The 16,004-nt window shown below is 64.3% G+C and carries 10 protein-coding genes; all 10 read left to right on the top strand.

Annotated features, from left to right (window positions below; all coding sequences use genetic code 11):
* Positions 1-429: 429 nt before the first annotated feature.
* The 10 genes from AC1D2G_RS25885 (at position 430) to AC1D2G_RS25930 (ending at position 15,990) form a co-directional block, all read left to right on the top strand.
* Positions 430-840, top strand: coding sequence for a hypothetical protein (locus AC1D2G_RS25885; protein ID WP_477417537.1), 411 nt, complete (start codon positions 430-432; stop codon positions 838-840).
* A gap of 24 nt (positions 841-864) precedes the next feature.
* On the top strand, positions 865-5,472 hold the full coding sequence (locus tag AC1D2G_RS25890) for a non-ribosomal peptide synthetase (RefSeq protein ID WP_477417538.1): 4,608 nt from the start codon (positions 865-867) through the stop codon (positions 5,470-5,472).
* Complete coding sequence (locus AC1D2G_RS25895) at positions 5,469-8,705, top strand: amino acid adenylation domain-containing protein (protein ID WP_477417540.1); 3,237 nt, start codon at positions 5,469-5,471, stop codon at positions 8,703-8,705. Before AC1D2G_RS25890 ends, AC1D2G_RS25895 begins: the two co-directional genes overlap by 4 nt.
* A 26-nt stretch (positions 8,706-8,731) precedes the next feature.
* Positions 8,732-12,052, top strand: a complete 3,321-nt coding sequence (locus tag AC1D2G_RS25900) for an amino acid adenylation domain-containing protein (protein WP_477417668.1) — start codon at positions 8,732-8,734, stop codon at positions 12,050-12,052.
* On the top strand, positions 12,043-12,945 hold the full coding sequence (locus tag AC1D2G_RS25905; protein ID WP_477417542.1) for a hypothetical protein: 903 nt from the start codon (positions 12,043-12,045) through the stop codon (positions 12,943-12,945). Before AC1D2G_RS25900 ends, AC1D2G_RS25905 begins: the two co-directional genes overlap by 10 nt.
* Positions 12,945-13,292 (top strand): hypothetical protein, encoded by a 348-nt coding sequence (locus tag AC1D2G_RS25910; protein WP_477417544.1) that lies wholly within the window; start codon positions 12,945-12,947, stop codon positions 13,290-13,292. Before AC1D2G_RS25905 ends, AC1D2G_RS25910 begins: the two co-directional genes overlap by 1 nt.
* Positions 13,289-13,711 (top strand): hypothetical protein, encoded by a 423-nt coding sequence (locus tag AC1D2G_RS25915; protein ID WP_477417546.1) that lies wholly within the window; start codon positions 13,289-13,291, stop codon positions 13,709-13,711. Before AC1D2G_RS25910 ends, AC1D2G_RS25915 begins: the two co-directional genes overlap by 4 nt.
* Complete coding sequence (locus AC1D2G_RS25920; RefSeq protein ID WP_477417548.1) at positions 13,704-14,399, top strand: 4'-phosphopantetheinyl transferase family protein; 696 nt, start codon at positions 13,704-13,706, stop codon at positions 14,397-14,399. The genes AC1D2G_RS25915 and AC1D2G_RS25920 overlap by 8 nt, the downstream gene beginning before the upstream one ends.
* 123 nt (positions 14,400-14,522) lie before the next feature.
* Complete coding sequence (locus AC1D2G_RS25925; protein WP_477417550.1) at positions 14,523-15,071, top strand: glutathione peroxidase; 549 nt, start codon at positions 14,523-14,525, stop codon at positions 15,069-15,071.
* 118 nt (positions 15,072-15,189) lie between these two features.
* Positions 15,190-15,990, top strand: a complete 801-nt coding sequence (locus AC1D2G_RS25930) for an SDR family NAD(P)-dependent oxidoreductase (RefSeq protein WP_477394564.1) — start codon at positions 15,190-15,192, stop codon at positions 15,988-15,990.
* Positions 15,991-16,004: the final 14 nt, after the last annotated feature.

Raw genomic sequence — 16,004 nt, forward strand, 5'->3', positions numbered from 1 at the left:
CCGAGTGCGTCACGCTTGGCCAAATACATTCTGGCGAAGCGTTCGACCTATATATAGCAATTGTCGGCGCCTGACCTCGGTCATGTCGCTTATAGAAAATTTTTTGCAGTATTTCTTTCTATAACAATTTTATTTTAATAATACAGATTAAAATAAATCTGTTGACGATGGGCATTGCAAACTTTAAGTTGCTTGCGCGGCGCAGATGCGAGCCGCTAGAGCGTAGTGAAGCCGTCCGATTTGGAGGCCGACCTGGAGTCTGTTTGTCTTGGAAGCGACAGACGAGACCGTTCGGCAACGCTACCTCCGACTAGTTTTTTCGGGAGGGCCGGCATGGTCCGACGTAGAAGTCGCGCGTCCGACGAAGTCGCTTCCAAGCGACGTTCTGCGCCTGAGCCGTCAGAGGGCCCACGATCGCGGGAGCTCGCCATGAGTGCTGAAAATGCCTATTCGAACTACTGCCTGAAAGGGTTTGAGGTGGCGCAGCAATATGCAGCGCGCGCGCAGGAACTATACGGCCGCAGCCGCCAGCAGCTGGAAGAGGCCGAAGTCCCGGCCCGTGATCAACTCCAACAAATCATGGCCTCGTGGCAGCGGGCGTTGAGCGAGGCTGGCAACGGCGACGACGCGCAACAGCGCGCCGCGTCTGCTTGGCTCGATCACGCGCGCCAGTACGGGCAAGTGATGAGCAAGCATCAGAACAGCGTCGGGCAGACCATCAAGGACTTGGGCGAGCAGTTGGCGTCCGCATACGACGAAGCTCAGCAAAAGGCACGCGCGAATTTTTCGGACTACCTGGCCGACCTGCAGACACTGGCGAGCGGCAAATCCGACGAATGACATTGCTCTGTTTGGGGTCGGCATATGACGGCAATCCCCATATCCGGCAACATAAGTGCCGAACGTCGTTCGCTGCTCGGCAAATTGCTTGGCTCGGCCGGACTGCAGCCCCCCGCGTCAGATGATCCGCTACTGTCGCCCCGCAGTCACCCTGGCCCGGCAGCGCTTTCCTGGGCCCAGCAGCGTCTGTGGTTCATGCAGCGCCTCGCGCCGGCAAGCCCTTTCTACAATGTGCCTCTGAACTTGCCCTTGCGCGGCCCTCTCAACTTGTCGGCGCTCAAGCGCGCCCTTGATCACGTGGTTTCACGCCATGCCGCCCTGCGCACTGTGTTCACTGACATTGCAGGCGAGCCGATGCAGCAGGTGATGCCACCCGGCCCGGTGCCGATGCCGCTGCTCGACCTTATGCATCTTGAGCCGAAGGAGCGCGAGAAGGTAGCGCGCCGCGAGGCCGGCGAACAGGCGCGCCTGACGTTTAATCTGCGGCATGGGCCCATGGTGCACGCACGTTTGCTGCGGCTGTCGATGCACGAACACTGGCTCCTGCTGACCCTGCATCACATCGCCTGTGACGGCTGGTCCATGCAGATCCTGCTGCGCGAACTGGCTGCCGCCTATGGGGCCTTCGTCGCCAACCGGCCCTCCCCGCTGCAACCTCTGGCGATCCAGTATGCCGATTTCGCCGAATGGCAGCGCCAGTACTTCAACGGCGAACGGCTGGAGACGGAACTGTCCTATTGGCGCCGGCAGCTCGCCGATCTGCCGCAATTGGCGCTGGTGTCGGACCGACCGCGTCCGGACGAGCCGAGCTTCGAAGGTGATTTCGAGGAGTTGAGCATCGGGGCCGCCGTGCTCGTTTTGCTGAAACGGGTGGCAAGTGAAGAAGGCGCTACCCTGTTCATGGTGCTGTTGGCAGGCCTTGCCGCGATGCTACAGCGCTACACAGGCGACGAAGACATAGCGATCGGCGCCCCGATCGCCAATCGCACGCGGCCCGAGGTCGAGGCGCTGATCGGCTTTTTCGTCAATACACTCGTGTTTCGCATCGACGTCAGCGGCAGACCGACCTTCCGCGAACTGGTGCGCCGTGTGCGGCAGACCGCGCTCGATGCCTACACACACCAGGACATGCCCTTCGAGAAGTTGGTCGAAGCGCTCCAGCCCGAGCGCCAGCCTAACCGCAATCCGTTGTTTCAAATCGGGCTGGTGCTGCAGAACGCATGGAACATCGATAGCGGCAGTGCACTGCCGGCTCAGGATTCAGTGGTCTCCATCGAACGCGGAACCTCCATTTTCGATATCGCATTCCACCTGCATGAGCATGCCGGCGGGATTTCCGGAGGCATGGAATACAGCACTGCGCTGTTCGATCCCGAGACGGCCGCGCGCATGGTCGGGCATTTCTGCTTCTTGCTGAACTCGGCGGCGGCGGACCCCGAGCAACCGATCGATACGATCGCGATGCTCGACCGGGACGAGCGGAACCGGTTCCGGCACGCGTCCGAGGGCAAAGCGGTCGCCTTCGACGAGACGCCGCTCTGCAAGCAATTCGAGCGCTTCGCAGCGAACGCACCCGACCGTATCGCACTTACCGGCCCCGCGGGCACCTTCACATATGGGGTGCTTGATCAGCAGGCTGAAGAACTCGCCGCCGGACTTGAGGAGGCCGGCGTTCGGCCAGGCGAACCGGTACTGCTGCTGCTCGACCGTTCCCCTGCGGCCGTGGTCGCGATACTCGCCGCGCTGAAGGCAGGCGCGGCGTTCGTACCTCTCGATATCGATCTTCCGATCGAGCGCTTGCGCTATATTGCCGAGGATACCGGAGCGCGCCACGTCCTTACCGAGCCTGCGGCGTGGGGCCGTGTCGAGGGCGCGCTGTCGTTGCTCGAATGCCGGCCACTCTTCGTCAGCGCGATGGCGCGCGACGGCACCACGGCCCCGCGTTCAACTGAGCGCGCATCAGGTGAAGTGGCCTACATCATCTACACTTCAGGCTCGACGGGCCAGCCCAAGGGCGTGGTCATCGAGCAGCGTGGACTGGCCAATGTTCTGGCGGCCCAACGACGACTGCTCGACACGACGGCGGAAAGCCGCGTGCTGCAGTTCGCCTCGCTCAGCTTCGATGCCGCCGTGTTCGAACTCGGCCTCGCCCTCGGGGTCGGCGCCACGCTGGTGATCCCGGGACCGGAGCAACGAATGCCCGGTCCCGCGCTCGCCCGGCTGATCGACGAGGCGCGCGTCACCCACGCGGTGTTGCCGCCTTCCGCGCTGTTCGCATTCGATGCATCGGGGTTGCGAACTCTCACCACGCTGATGGTGGCGGGCGAAGCCTGTCCGGCCTCGATAGTGGCCCAATGGGCACCCGGCAGGCGCTTCTTCAACCTGTACGGCCCCACGGAAACGACCATCTGGGCGACATGGGAGCGATGCGAGGATTTTTCGCGCGCGCCGACCATCGGCGTGCCGATCGACAATATGCGCGCCTTCGTCCTCGATGCGCACGGAGAGCTGGTGCCGATCGGCGTCCCAGGTGAGCTCTGTCTGGCAGGGATCGGACTGGCGCGGGAATATCTTGGCAGGCCGCAACTGACGGCCGAGCGGTTTGTCGAGCAGCCGCTGGGCAATGGCGCTGTCGAACGAATCTATCGCACCGGCGACCGCGTGCGATTGCTTGCCGACAGGCGCATCGACTTCATTGGCCGCATCGATCGCCAGATCAAGCTTCGCGGTCACAGGATCGAACTCGGCGAAGTCGAGGCGGCATTACAATCGCATCCCGAGATCGCCGAGGCGGCGGTCGCGGTGCGCGAGGTCGGCGCTGGAGATGCGCGTCTCGTCGCATATGTGGTGCAGCGCGACGACCCGCGCGCACCTGACGCACAGTTCGAGAGCGCAGCTTCCAGCGAGCAGGTGGAACACTGGCACCGCATCTACGATGAAACCTACGGTACGATAGCGGAAGCTACCGACCCGGCATTCGTCATCGATGGCTGGAACAGCAGCTACACGGGCCTGCCGCTCGACGAGCGGACGATGCGAGAGTGGCTGGCAAGCACGGTTGAACGATTGAATTCTCTCGCAGCCGAGCAAGCCCTCGAAATTGGCTGCGGCACCGGGTTGCTGGCTTTTCGCCTGGCACCCAAGGCCCGGCGCTATGTGGCAACCGATATCTCGCAGGGCGCGCTTGACCATTTGGCCAAGCATGCGGCCAGCACCGGGATCAAGGGTATCGAGTTCCGTCGATGCGCTGCGCACGAGGTCGCGGCCCAATCGATGGACACAGTGGACCTGGTGATCCTCAATTCGGTCGTGCAGTACTTCCCGAGCGAACGCTACCTGATCGACGTGATAGGCGCCGCGTTGTCAACGCTGGGTACCCGCGGCACCGTATTCATCGGTGATGTGCGGAGCCTGGCGCTGCTGGAGTGTTTCGCAGCCTCCGTGGAGTTGTACCGGGCCGAGTCCGACCTGCCTCTGGCCACCTTGCAGGAACGCGTGGCGCGCCGCCTGGGGCTGGAACAAGAGCTGGCGGTCGATTCCGAATTTTTCCTCGCGCTGGCAGCGGATTTCCCCGGCATCCGGGCCGTTGAAATTCTGGCCAAACCGTGCCGTGCCGATAATGAGCTGACGCTTTTCCGATATGACGTCATGCTCCATGTCGGCTGGTCGCCCGAGGTTGTGGAGGCGGGGGACACCTGTGACTGGGCGAGCGTGGGCAGCGCCGAAGCGCTGCTGCGGACGTTGCGGGCACTTGACGGGAAAACCCTGCTGGTCGCCGATATTCCAGGCCAAACCGTCGCTGCCGAGCTGCACGCAGCCGCAGAGGTCATGGGCAGCGATGGATCGCGCTGCGTCGGCGACCTGCGCTCGAACGCAGGACCGGTGACCGTGCAGGGGCTTGACGCGGACCAGTTGCTCGCGTGCGCGACCGAAGCCGGCTGCAAGGTCGAGCTTCATGTTGCGGGACGCCACGCGACCGGTCACATCGACGCCGTGTTCAGTCCGCTCGCAATGAATCGGGCGGGCCGCGGGCCAATCCCGAGGCGCACTCTTGGAGGCGGCGCCGCGCACCGCCGGCGCTGGACCAACAACCCGCTGCAATCCGCCTTCGCGCGAAAGATGGTGCCGCAGGTCCGCGCCTTCCTTGCCCCGCGTTTGCCGGCCTACATGATCCCGGCGCGCTTCCTGTTGCTTGACGCGCTGCCGATGACCGCGAGCGGCAAGATCGACCGCCACCGCCTGCCGAAGATAGACGGCATTCGGCCTGAACTCGGAGCTGAGTACGTTGCCCCATCGACGGCTGCCGAATTGCGGCTCGCCGCCATCTGGGGCGACATATTGCGGCTCGAGCAGGTGGGCATCAACGACAATTTCTTTGAGCTCGGCGGCGACTCCATCCTCGGCATCCAGGTCGTCGGCCGCGCGCGTGAAGCGGGGCTGTCGATCGAGCCGAACGACATCTTCGTCCACAAGACACTGGCCCTGCTCGCTCGCGCCGCGAAGCCGACCGAATCCGTTGAAGAGAACGTTGGCGAAGAAGAGGACGTTGGGGGGTTCGCCCGTCATATCAAGGCGGAGGATCTGGTCACGTTGATGTCGCGCCTCAACCGCGGGCAGGGAGGCCAAGATTGAACACGAACAGCGTTGACGTTGAAGACTTCTGGCCACTCGCGCCGCTCCAGGCGGCGATGCTGGTCGCCAGTCTGCGTGCGCCGGAAAGCGGCGTCTTCATCCAGCAGGAGGTGATGTCGCTGCCGGAGCCCGTCGATGCGAGCGCGTTCCAGGCGGCGTGGCATGAACTGGTTCGGCGCACGCCTGCACTGCGCACGTCCTTCCACTGGCAAGACCTTGAGCATCCGGTGCAAGTTGTTCACCGTCACGTCGCGCTGGCTTTCGAAGAGCTCGACTGGCGACATCTCGACGCGGCCGCCTTCGAAGCTCAGCTGGCAGGGTACTTGGGGGACAGCCGCCGGGCGGGCTTCGTGCTCGATCGTCCACCCTTGATGCGGCTGGCGCTGATCCGTGGCCGCGCCGGCCAAGTGAGATTTGTCTGGGAGTTCCATCACATCCTGCTCGACGGATGGAGTGCGCAACTGCTGGCAGCGGAGATGATCGAACATTATCGCGCGCTGGTCCGCAACGCGCCTTTCCAGCCTCCGGTGCGACGCTCGCTACGCCACTACATCGACTGGCTGGCCACGCGCGACCTCGAAGCAGCGCGCGAATATTGGGCCGATGTGCTTCGAGGCTACGACGAGCCGGTGGAGATCGGCCTGCCGCGGCCGCCTGGCCGAGCGGCTCTTGCAGATGCAGACACTGAGGTCAGCGGCAACCTCGATGCAGAGGAATCGGAGCGGCTCAGGGCGTTCGCACGCCAGCACGGCCTGACGTTGAACACCGTGCTGCAGGGTGCGTGGGCTTTGCTGCTCGGCCACTATACGGACCGCGACGATGTGGTTTTCGGTGCCGTCGTTTCCGGGCGACCGCCTGAGGTCCCTGGCATCGAGCAGATGATCGGTCTCTTCATCAACGCGGTCCCGGTGCGGGTGCGCGTGGATCCGCAGGCAGCACTGGTGCCATGGCTCAAGGATTTGCAGAGTGCGCAGGCACGCGGCTCGGCTTTCCACCACCTCGACAGCGCCGAACTGCAACGCTGCTGCGAGATCGCCTCTGACCGATCTCTGTTCGACACGCTGGTGGTGTTCGAGAATTTCCCGCAAGCAGCGGCCAAGCTCGAATCCACGACCGGCGGCGTCGACTTGGCGCGTGCCAATGTGCCACTCAGCTTGCTCGCGGTTCCGGGTGATCGGCTGCAGCTCAAACTGCGGTTCGACCGCAGCCGCTTCCATGGCGATGACATGGGAGCTCTTATCGAGCATCTGCTCAACCTGCTGCGGGGCATATGCGCTGCGCCCTTTGCAACTTTGGCGACCTTTTCGCCGCTCTCCGATGCTGAACGCCGGCGGCTGGTCGTAGAACCAAACGTCGGCGAGGCCGATACATGCGTGGATTTGGACCCGCTCGAATTGTTGCGGGGTCTGGCGCGCGACAAAGGCGCGGCTCCGGCCTTCATCGCCGACGATCGTGTGCTCGACTTCGACACGTTGGAGCGCGCGTCGTCGCGGCTTGCACGACGGTTACGCGACCTGGGTGTGGATCGCGGCGTGCCGGTCGCCGTGTCTGCACCCCGATCGTTGGAGCAAGTTGTGGCCTTCTACGCCGTGCTGAAGGCGCACGGCGTCTATCTGCCGCTCGATCCGGCCTATCCCAGGCACCGCCTGGAGCAGATGCTGGCGGACGCCAAGCCGGCCGTGCTGCTGGCAACCGGCCCAACGCCGCCGGACGGACCGGCAACCGTGATCGACATCGGCGACGTCCTCGAACCCTGCAGCGGCAACGCGGCAAACGACGAACCGGTCTGTTGGCGTCGCGACGACCCCGCCTATATCGTCTTCACATCGGGCTCGACGGGCCGGCCGAAAGGAGTGCTGGTTCAGTGGGGCCAGGTGTCGAACCGGCTCGCATGGATGTGGCAGGCCTATCCTTTCGGTGCGAACGAGATGGCGTGTCAGCGTACCGCGATCAACTTTGTCGATTCGCTGTGGGAACTGTTGGGCGCCACGCTGTGCGGTGTGCCGACCACGATCGTTTCCGAGCAGATCGGAACGGATGTTTCCGCGTTGACCCGCCTGCTGGCATCGAGCGGCGTCACGCGGCTGTGGCTGGTGCCGTCGCTGCTTAAGATGATGCTCGAGGCGCAACCGGACCTCGGGCGGCACTTGCCGCACCTGCTGTTCTGGGTTTGCACCGGCGAGCCGCTCCCGGCAGACCTCTACCACCATTTCCGACGACACCATGCGGAGGCCACGCTCTACAATCTTTACGGGACTTCGGAAATCTGGGACGCCACTTGGTTCGATCCCGATCAAGAGCCTCCTGTGCTGGGCGTCGTCCCGATCGGCCGACCGATCACCGGCGTGCGTGCCTATGTGCTCGACAGCAAGCTGCGCCCCGTTCCGCTTGATGTGGCGGGCGAGCTGTACATTGGCGGCGCAGGTGTCGCGCTTGGATATCTCGGGCCTACCGAACTGACGCGCGAGCGCTTTGTGGCCGACCCTTTTGCAGGCAGCAAGGCGGCACGAATGTACCGCACCGGAGACCTGGCCCGGGTGCAGCGCGACGGCTTGATCGTTTGCCTCGGCCGGCGCGACCAGCAGATCAAGTTGCGTGGTTTCCGGATCGAACCGGCCGAAATCGAGGCGGTTCTTCGCCAAGCCCCCGAAGTCAGCGATGCCATGGTCGTGCTGCGGGAGGATCGCCTCGTTGCCTACGTCGCCGCGCCCGCATCAAGCTTCGATGCCCGGCGATTGTTGGCTGGGTTGCGGGAACGGCTTCCGCACGCGTTCCTGCCGGCGGTCATCGTGCGTTTCGATGCGCTGCCGCTGACGCCCAACGGAAAGCGCGACAGACTGGCGCTGCCGCCGCCGGGAGAACTGCCGGATGCTGGCGATGCCAATCCGGTGCTGCCATTTGAGAAAGAGGTCCAGGCGTGTTTCGCTCAGGTGCTGCAGCTGCATCTGGTGACGCTTGACGCAGACTTCTTCCTCGATCTCGGCGGGCATTCGCTGGCGGCCTTGCGCGTCAGTTCACGACTGTCACGCCAACTCGGAACCGATGTGCCGGCGGGAGTCGTGTTTGACCACCCGTCTGTCCGCCAGCTTGCCGGTTGGATCGCGGAGCGCCAGGCCGCGACTCCGGAAGCCAGCGACGACGAGCTGTTGGAGCTGTTGACGTCGCTGCCGGCGGCCGAGCGCGAGGCGCTGCTCGCCTCACGAGAACCAGCTGAATCGAGAGGGGCGCCTTGAACAGTCTGCAAAACCGTATCACCGCAATGACTCCGGAGCAGAAGCGCTCGCTGCGCGAACACCTCATTCGGGTTCGGCCGGCGCAGGAAATCCCTGTCCAGCCGCGCGACGGACGCGACTTCCCGCTTTCACACTCGCAAGATCGCCTGTGGTTCCTCGACCAACTCGTTCCGGGCAATCCCTTCTACAATATCTCGATTGCCCAGAGGCTGCCGTTTGTCCCCCTCCAGCGTTACCTGGAAAAGGCACTGTCGGCGGTGGTCGCCCGTCATGAGGCGCTGCGCACCGTGTTCCCGCTCGTCCGAGGGCAGCCGGTGCAGCGCATTCTGCCTGCAACGACCATGCGATGCGAGATCGACGACCTCAGCTGCGAGCCGGATCCGGAGGCGCGCGCCGCGCAGATTGCCTCGGCTGCCAGCCAGCAGCCTTTCGACCTTGCCGAAGGCCCGCTTCTGCATTGTCGGCTGTTGGAGCTTTCTGCCGGTGAATCGCTGCTGCTGCTCGTGATCCATCACATCGTCGCCGACGGATGGTCGCTGGAGAAATTGCTGGCCGAAATCGGCCAGGTCTATTCCGAGCTGTTGACCGGCAGGCTTCCGTCCCTGCCACCATTGCCGGTGCAGTATGCCGACTTTGCCGTCTGGCAACGCGAGGCAATGTCCGGTGAACGGATGGCTCAGCACCGCAAATACTGGGTGCAGCGGCTGGAGGGCATGCAGCAACTCGAGCTGCCCACGGACCATCCTCGGCCCGCCCGGCCAAGTTATCGCGGGGCGCGCGCACCGATCACCATCGATGCAGCCGCAGCCGCGGCCGCCGAAGCATTGGCACGCCGCCTGCACACAACACGCTTCACCGTGCTGTTTGCCGCTTTTGCCGCGCTGCTGCACCGGCTCGCCGGACAGGACGACGTGACCATCGGCACTCCGATGGCGGCGCGTCCCTATTCCGAGCTCGAAGACGTCGTCGGCTTTTTTGCCAACACCGTGGTTTTGCGGCTGGATTTCAGCGGCGGCTGCAGCTTCGAGGAAGCGGTGGAGCGTACGCATGCGCGGCTGCGTGAGGCGCAGAACCATCAGGACCTGCCCTTCTCCATGGTGGTGGCGGCCCTGGCGCCCGAACAGGATCTGTCGCGCAACCCGCTGTTTCAAGTTTCGTTCCAGGTGCTCACTTCCAGCCAGGTGCGCAGGACGATCACGGATGCCGCGCCGGCGTTCAACTTCGCGCGTGGCACGTCTGCCTTCGACCTTACCCTGCAGCTTGCCGAAACGGCATCGTGCCTGGTCGGCGAACTGGAATACGCTACCGATCTCTTTCAGCAGGCAAGCGCCGAACGACTGGTGGAGCGCTTCCTGCGACTGCTTTGCGCGGCACTGGCCGATCCCGAAGCGTCGGTGGCGGATCTGCCGCTGATGGATGCCGCCGAACTGCGTCAGTTGGAAGCCTGGTCGCGAGGCCCTGTGATGCCGTCGGCCGAAACCGACCTGTGCGGGCTGTTCGAAGCACAAGCGCGTCTTAGCCCGGACGCAGTCGCCTGCCAGGCACCCGACGGACGCCTCAGCTATGCGGAGCTCGACGGCGGCGCCAACAGTCTCGCTCATCAGCTCATCGCACATGGCGTGGAGCCCGGCGATTGCGTGGGGGTCGCGGTCGAGCCGTGCACGTACCTGCCGATGGCACTGCTCGCCGTGCTCAAGGCCGGCGCTGCCTATGTGCCGCTGGGGCGTGAATTGCCAGTTCAGCGCGCCCGCGACATGCTCGCCGATGCAGGGGCGACAGTGCTTCTTGTTTGCAAAGGCACGGAATCCGACTTGCAAACGGGGTTCACCTCGATCGCGGTGGATCGCGAACCACCGCAACCCGGCGTACCGTGCCCTAAGGTGCGGCGCGACGCCGAGAGCCCGGCCTACATACTGTTCACTTCCGGTTCCACCGGACGGCCCAAGGGCGTCTCGGTGCCGCATCGTGCATTGCTCAACTACCTCCGCTGGTGCATGAGCGTCTATCCGGTGAACGATGGCGAAGGGGCACCGCTGTGCACTTCGATCACCGCCGACATGTCGGTCACCACGCTTTTCGTGCCGCTCTTGAGCGGCAAGACCGTGTTCTTGCTGCCTGCCGGGGGCGGCCTCGAAGCGCTCGAGGAAGCGCTTCACTCGGGCCGGCGCTACAGCTTTGTCAAATTGACCCCAAGCCACCTCGAAGGTTTGCGCCAGCTTGCGGCAGGGCGGGCACCCGCCTGCGCAACCGGCTGTTTCATCGTTGGGGGCGAAGCCTTGCACGGCGAGACGCTGGAGCCCTGGCGCACGCACATGCCGGGATTGCTGATCGTCAATGAGTATGGGCCAACAGAAACCACAGTTGGCTGCTGCGCGCATTTTCTGCGCGCCGGCGACATTCGACCGGGCCCGGTGCCGATTGGCCGTCCAATTGCCCTCACGCGGTTGAATGTGTGTAACAGGTCCGGTGCGCCGGTCCCCGTCGGGGTGGTTGGCGAACTGCGAATTGGCGGTGCCGGCGTTGCGCTGGGCTATGTCGGCCAGGCCGGTCTCACCGCGGAGCGTTTCGTACGCGGACCGGACGGAGCCCTGGTCTACCGTTCAGGGGACCGAGTGCGGCACCGTCGTGATGGCACGCTCGAATACCTCGGCCGCGCCGACAATCAGATCAAGTTGCGTGGCCACCGTGTCGAGCCAGATGAGGTGGAGGCTGCATTGCGCACACACCCGGCGGTGGCTGAAGCGGCCGTGGTGCTGCACCGCGCCGGACCGGGTGATGACAGGCTGCATGCGGCATTGCTGCTTTCGCCGGGGTGCGACCTCGATCAGGCCGACTTGACCGGGACTTTTCGCAGCCATCTCCAGGACAAACTGCCGCCGTTCATGATCCCGAGCGCCTTCAAGATCGTCGAAGAGATCCCGCTGACCGCCAATGGCAAGGCAGACCGCGATCGTATCGCCAGGATGCTTGCCGGCGCCGCCCCGAGGCAGCGGCCGCACGCGACTCCGCAAACCGCCCTTGAAACATTGCTCGTCAGGTGCTTCTGCGACGTGTTGAAGGTCCCGGAAGCCGGCGCGACCGACGATTTCTTCGCCGATCTCGGAGGCCACTCGCTTTTGGCTACGCGACTGGTTTCGCAACTGCGGGAGCTGTTGCAGATCGAGATTCCGCTGCGTCGCGTGTTCGAGGCCCGATGCGCACGCGAGCTTGCACGCGCGATTGCTCCTGACGATTCGGCGCGGCAGCGGCTGGAAGCGGCCGCAGCCATCGTGCTGCAGGTGCTTGAAATGAGCGATGCCGATGTACGCCAACAATTGCTTGAGCAAGGAGATGGCGCATGCGTGTGATGCTGGATGTGTTCTCCGGTCGTCCCAACCCGACATGGCAAGTGCCGCCGGCTTTGGCCCAACATTTCAGGCAGCTGATGTCGCGCCAGGGCGGGCCGGCTTCTGCCACCCCGATGCCGGCGCTTGGCTATCGCGGCCTGCTCGTCGGGAGTGGTCCGGAAGACGCCGACGCGCCGGCAGCCTTTTATGTCGGCGTGCCACCGCTTGCGACAGTGGAGACCAGGGAGGAGCTCGTCTCCGCACCACGGGCGCGGCTGCCGGATGACGAGCGCGAGGCCGTTTTGGCGCTGTTGGAAAGCGCCCGACCGATCGTTGCGCGTACAGTGATCGATGAAGCAGCGCGCTGCGTCGAATGGCGGGGCGACGGGGTGGCACCACGTGCTGGCCGCAGCGCCGCGCTACGCGCCAGCCACGCGGACGCGGCCACAGCTGCCGAACAGCCGGAGGTCGGCCCGCCCTGTGAGCCGATCCTCGCCGCTTATAGCCCCTGGTTCTGGAACACAGCTTCCGTGCGCCTTCGCAACAATTGCTACAATTATGCCAGCAACTATGTTTCCAATTTCGTGGCGCAGCCCGGACGCAGGGTTGGCCGCCAGTATGACGAGTTCAGCTGCGAGGCGGTTGCGCGAGCTGCAATCGCCGATGGGTTCAGGGCCAACTGCGACGGCCCGGCGCGGCTGGCGGCGCTGGCTGTTTGGCCGGGACACGATTTCCATTGGTACCGCTCGCATGGCGCCTTCTGGGCCCACAAACTGGGCATCTACAGTGCCCGCAACGTCGACAACCAGGGCCGCGTCATCGCCGGCGCACTGACGCCGGCGACGTGCGACCGCGGCCCCTACACACAATGTTGCAGTTATCTGTTCGTACCACCGGGCGTGGAGGTCTTGTAGTGCGCGTGGTGTTGGACGTGTTCTCAGGCAGGCCGAATCCTACGTTCGGGCTGGCACCCAATGAGGCCGCGGAACTGGCCGCCCGGGCGCGGGCGTTGTCGGTTCCAAGCGCCGCGCCGGCCGGGCCTCAGGCGGGCTGGCGCGGGTTCGTCGTTCTGGGCGACGGCCTGCCCGGTTCCGAGCCGATCTTACTGCGCGTCAAGGAGAAGGTGGTCGAGATGCAAAATGGCGCCTGGCAGGACAGCACCGGTATCGAGGTATTGCTTGAGACGTCTGCGCGACGTCATGGCTATGGCGCGTTGCTGGATGAAGCGCGCAAACGGACCAACTCTGGAGCTGTATCATGAACCCGGAGCAACAATCGCCTTGGCAATGGACCCATGACGGTCCCCAACTCGACTTCGCCCGCGCTTTCGCACGCTTTCGCGGCGTCCTCGAATCCGCCTGGACATCGCCAGAGGATGGCGCGGCCGTTGCCGAGACCTTCGCCCGCTGCGCCGAGGCGATGCAGGAGCCGCTCCAGGCCCCCGAGGCGGCGGAACGCATAGCTCAGTCATTTGCCACCTATCACGAGGCGCTGCGTGCGGCGACACTGACGCCGGAAGCGCGAAGGATAGTGCGGGAGGCACTGCACGAATACGTGGCCGACCTCATCAAGGCCTGGGCTGCGGTCCCGCCTGACAATTTGGCGGCTGCGGATCTTGTGGCGATCGCGCAAAGCATGAGCTGGATCGCCAATGTGGCGGTCGACATCGAAAATGCCTGAGCCGCCGGACGTCGGCAAGGTCGACTTGTGGCTGCTCGACGTGCGGCCATGCATTGCGGCAGAAGCCGATGCGCTGGAGCTGCTCGACGATGAAGAACGCGGGCGCGCGGAGCGGCTGCGTTGCCCCCGGGCGCGGGCACAATTCGTGCGCACGCGAGCGGGATTGCGTCGCATCCTGGCGAGTTACCTGGCGGTGCAGCCACAGTCCGTCCCCTTTGCGTATGGCGCTCACGGCAAGCCTCGGTTGCCGTGCGAACGGTTGCGCTTCAATGTTTCGCATGCGGGTGGGGCGGCGCTTCTCGCATTTGCATCTGAGTGCGAGGTCGGCGTCGATCTGGAACGCATCGAGACCATCGATGCCGCCGAAATCCTGACGACATGGGCATCGCCACGCGACTATGCCGCCTGGAGAGCCTCCTCCCCCGGCGACCGCCTGGCCGCCCTCTACCGCGGCTGGGTGCGCAAGGAGGCGATACTCAAGGCGTGGGGTTGCGGATTTTCCGTGGCGCCTCAAGAGCTTGACGTACCCATGAGTGCGAGGGCCGGGGAACATATCGTCGTCGGTACGGCCTTGCACCGTCCCAACTGCCGAGTTCTCGATGTGCCGGTAGGCAGTTCCTGGACTGCGGCGCTCGCAGTCGAAGGCGGGGCACCTTGTACGGCCTCGTTCATTGTCCAGCCTGCGTAAGACCGACCCGGCTGTCTCGAAAGATGCGCGGCAATTTGGTTCTGGAGAACAGCTTTCCTTGACGAGAGCGGCCGAGCGACCAATGTACGGAGGCCATCTTTGTCTGCGCAGGAACATTTGCTTATGACAGCCTCGATCTACGATATTCCGTTCAGCCGCGCCGACGGCTCAACCACAAGCCTTCGTGCATATGCCGACAGCGTCCTGCTGATCGTCAACGTCGCCTCCAAATGCGGCTACACCAAGCAGTATGATGGGCTGGAGGCGCTCTACGGGTCGTACCGCGAGCGTGGCCTGGTGGTGCTCGGCTTCCCGGCCAATGACTTCGCCGGCCAGGAACCGGGCACCGACGCCGAAATCCAGGAATTCTGCCGGCTGACCTATGGTGTCGAATTCCCTGTGTTCGCTAAGATCGTAGTCAAGGGACCCCAGAAGCATCCGCTCTATCAAGCGTTGATCGAGGCTCTGCCGAAGGCTGTCTTCCAACCGGGTAGCACGCTGGCGGCCCGGATGGCGGGGAAAGGTGCCGCGCCCGAACCCGACGAGGTGAGTTGGAACTTCGAGAAGTTTCTGGTCGACCGCAAAGGGATCGTTGTCGCCCGCTTTGGCTCCGACATCGAGCCGCAGGACGAGGCGATCGTCGCCCCTCTCCGCAAGCTCCTGGCGGTGTGACGCAAGATACAGCTTGCTGGTGCGGCCCTTCCATGGCTGCGTGCTGCAAGGTTTTTGGCCACCGCTGCGTTGCAGCTTCAGTGGTGAAGCCACCCATCTAACGCGAGGAGAGTAGGCCATGGATCTGCAACTGGACGGAAAACGCGCCCTGGTCACCGGCGGCAGCAAGGGAATTGGTCGTGCCATCGCCCGGCAATTGGCCCTGGAAGGCGTCGATCTCGTCATCGCCGCACGCAACGTTGCCGATGTGGACATTGCCGCACGCGAACTGGCTGCGGAGACCGGACGCAAGATCGTCGGACTGACCGTCGACACGCAGGACGACAGCTCGGTCAGAGCGCTGGTGGCCGCAACGGTCGCGGCGCTCGGCGGCCTCGACATTCTGGTCAACGCCGCGGCCAAACCGGGCGGGCAGGCACCGCCGCCGAAACTGGCCGAGATCACCGACGACGTGTTCTGGGATGACGTGAACGTCAAGGTGATGGGCTATCTTCGCATGGCGCGCGAGGCTGCTCCTCACATGGCTGCCGCGGGCTGGGGCCGAATTATCAACATAAGCGGCCTCGCGGCGCGCCAGACTGGCTCGATCATCGGCTCGATCCGTAATGTTGCCGTCTCTGCCCTGACCAAGAATCTCGCCGACGAATTGGGCCCGAAGGGGATCAACGTGACGGTGGTCCATCCTGGCCTCACCCGCACCGAAAAGACCGCTCCCCTGGTCGCCGCCCGCGCGGCTTCGGCAGGCGTTTCGCCCGAGGAGATCGAACAGCGTCTTGCCGCCAATGTCACGATCGGTCGCCTCGTCGATATGGCCGAGATCGCCGACGTCGTTGCATTCCTCGCTTCGCCGCGAAGCGTTGCCATCAACGGCGACGCGATCGCATGCGGCGGCGGGGTCAAGGGGCCGATACACTATTAGCCGGCAACGGCCGG

This window comes from Mesorhizobium sp. P2_C7 (assembly GCF_056404515.1).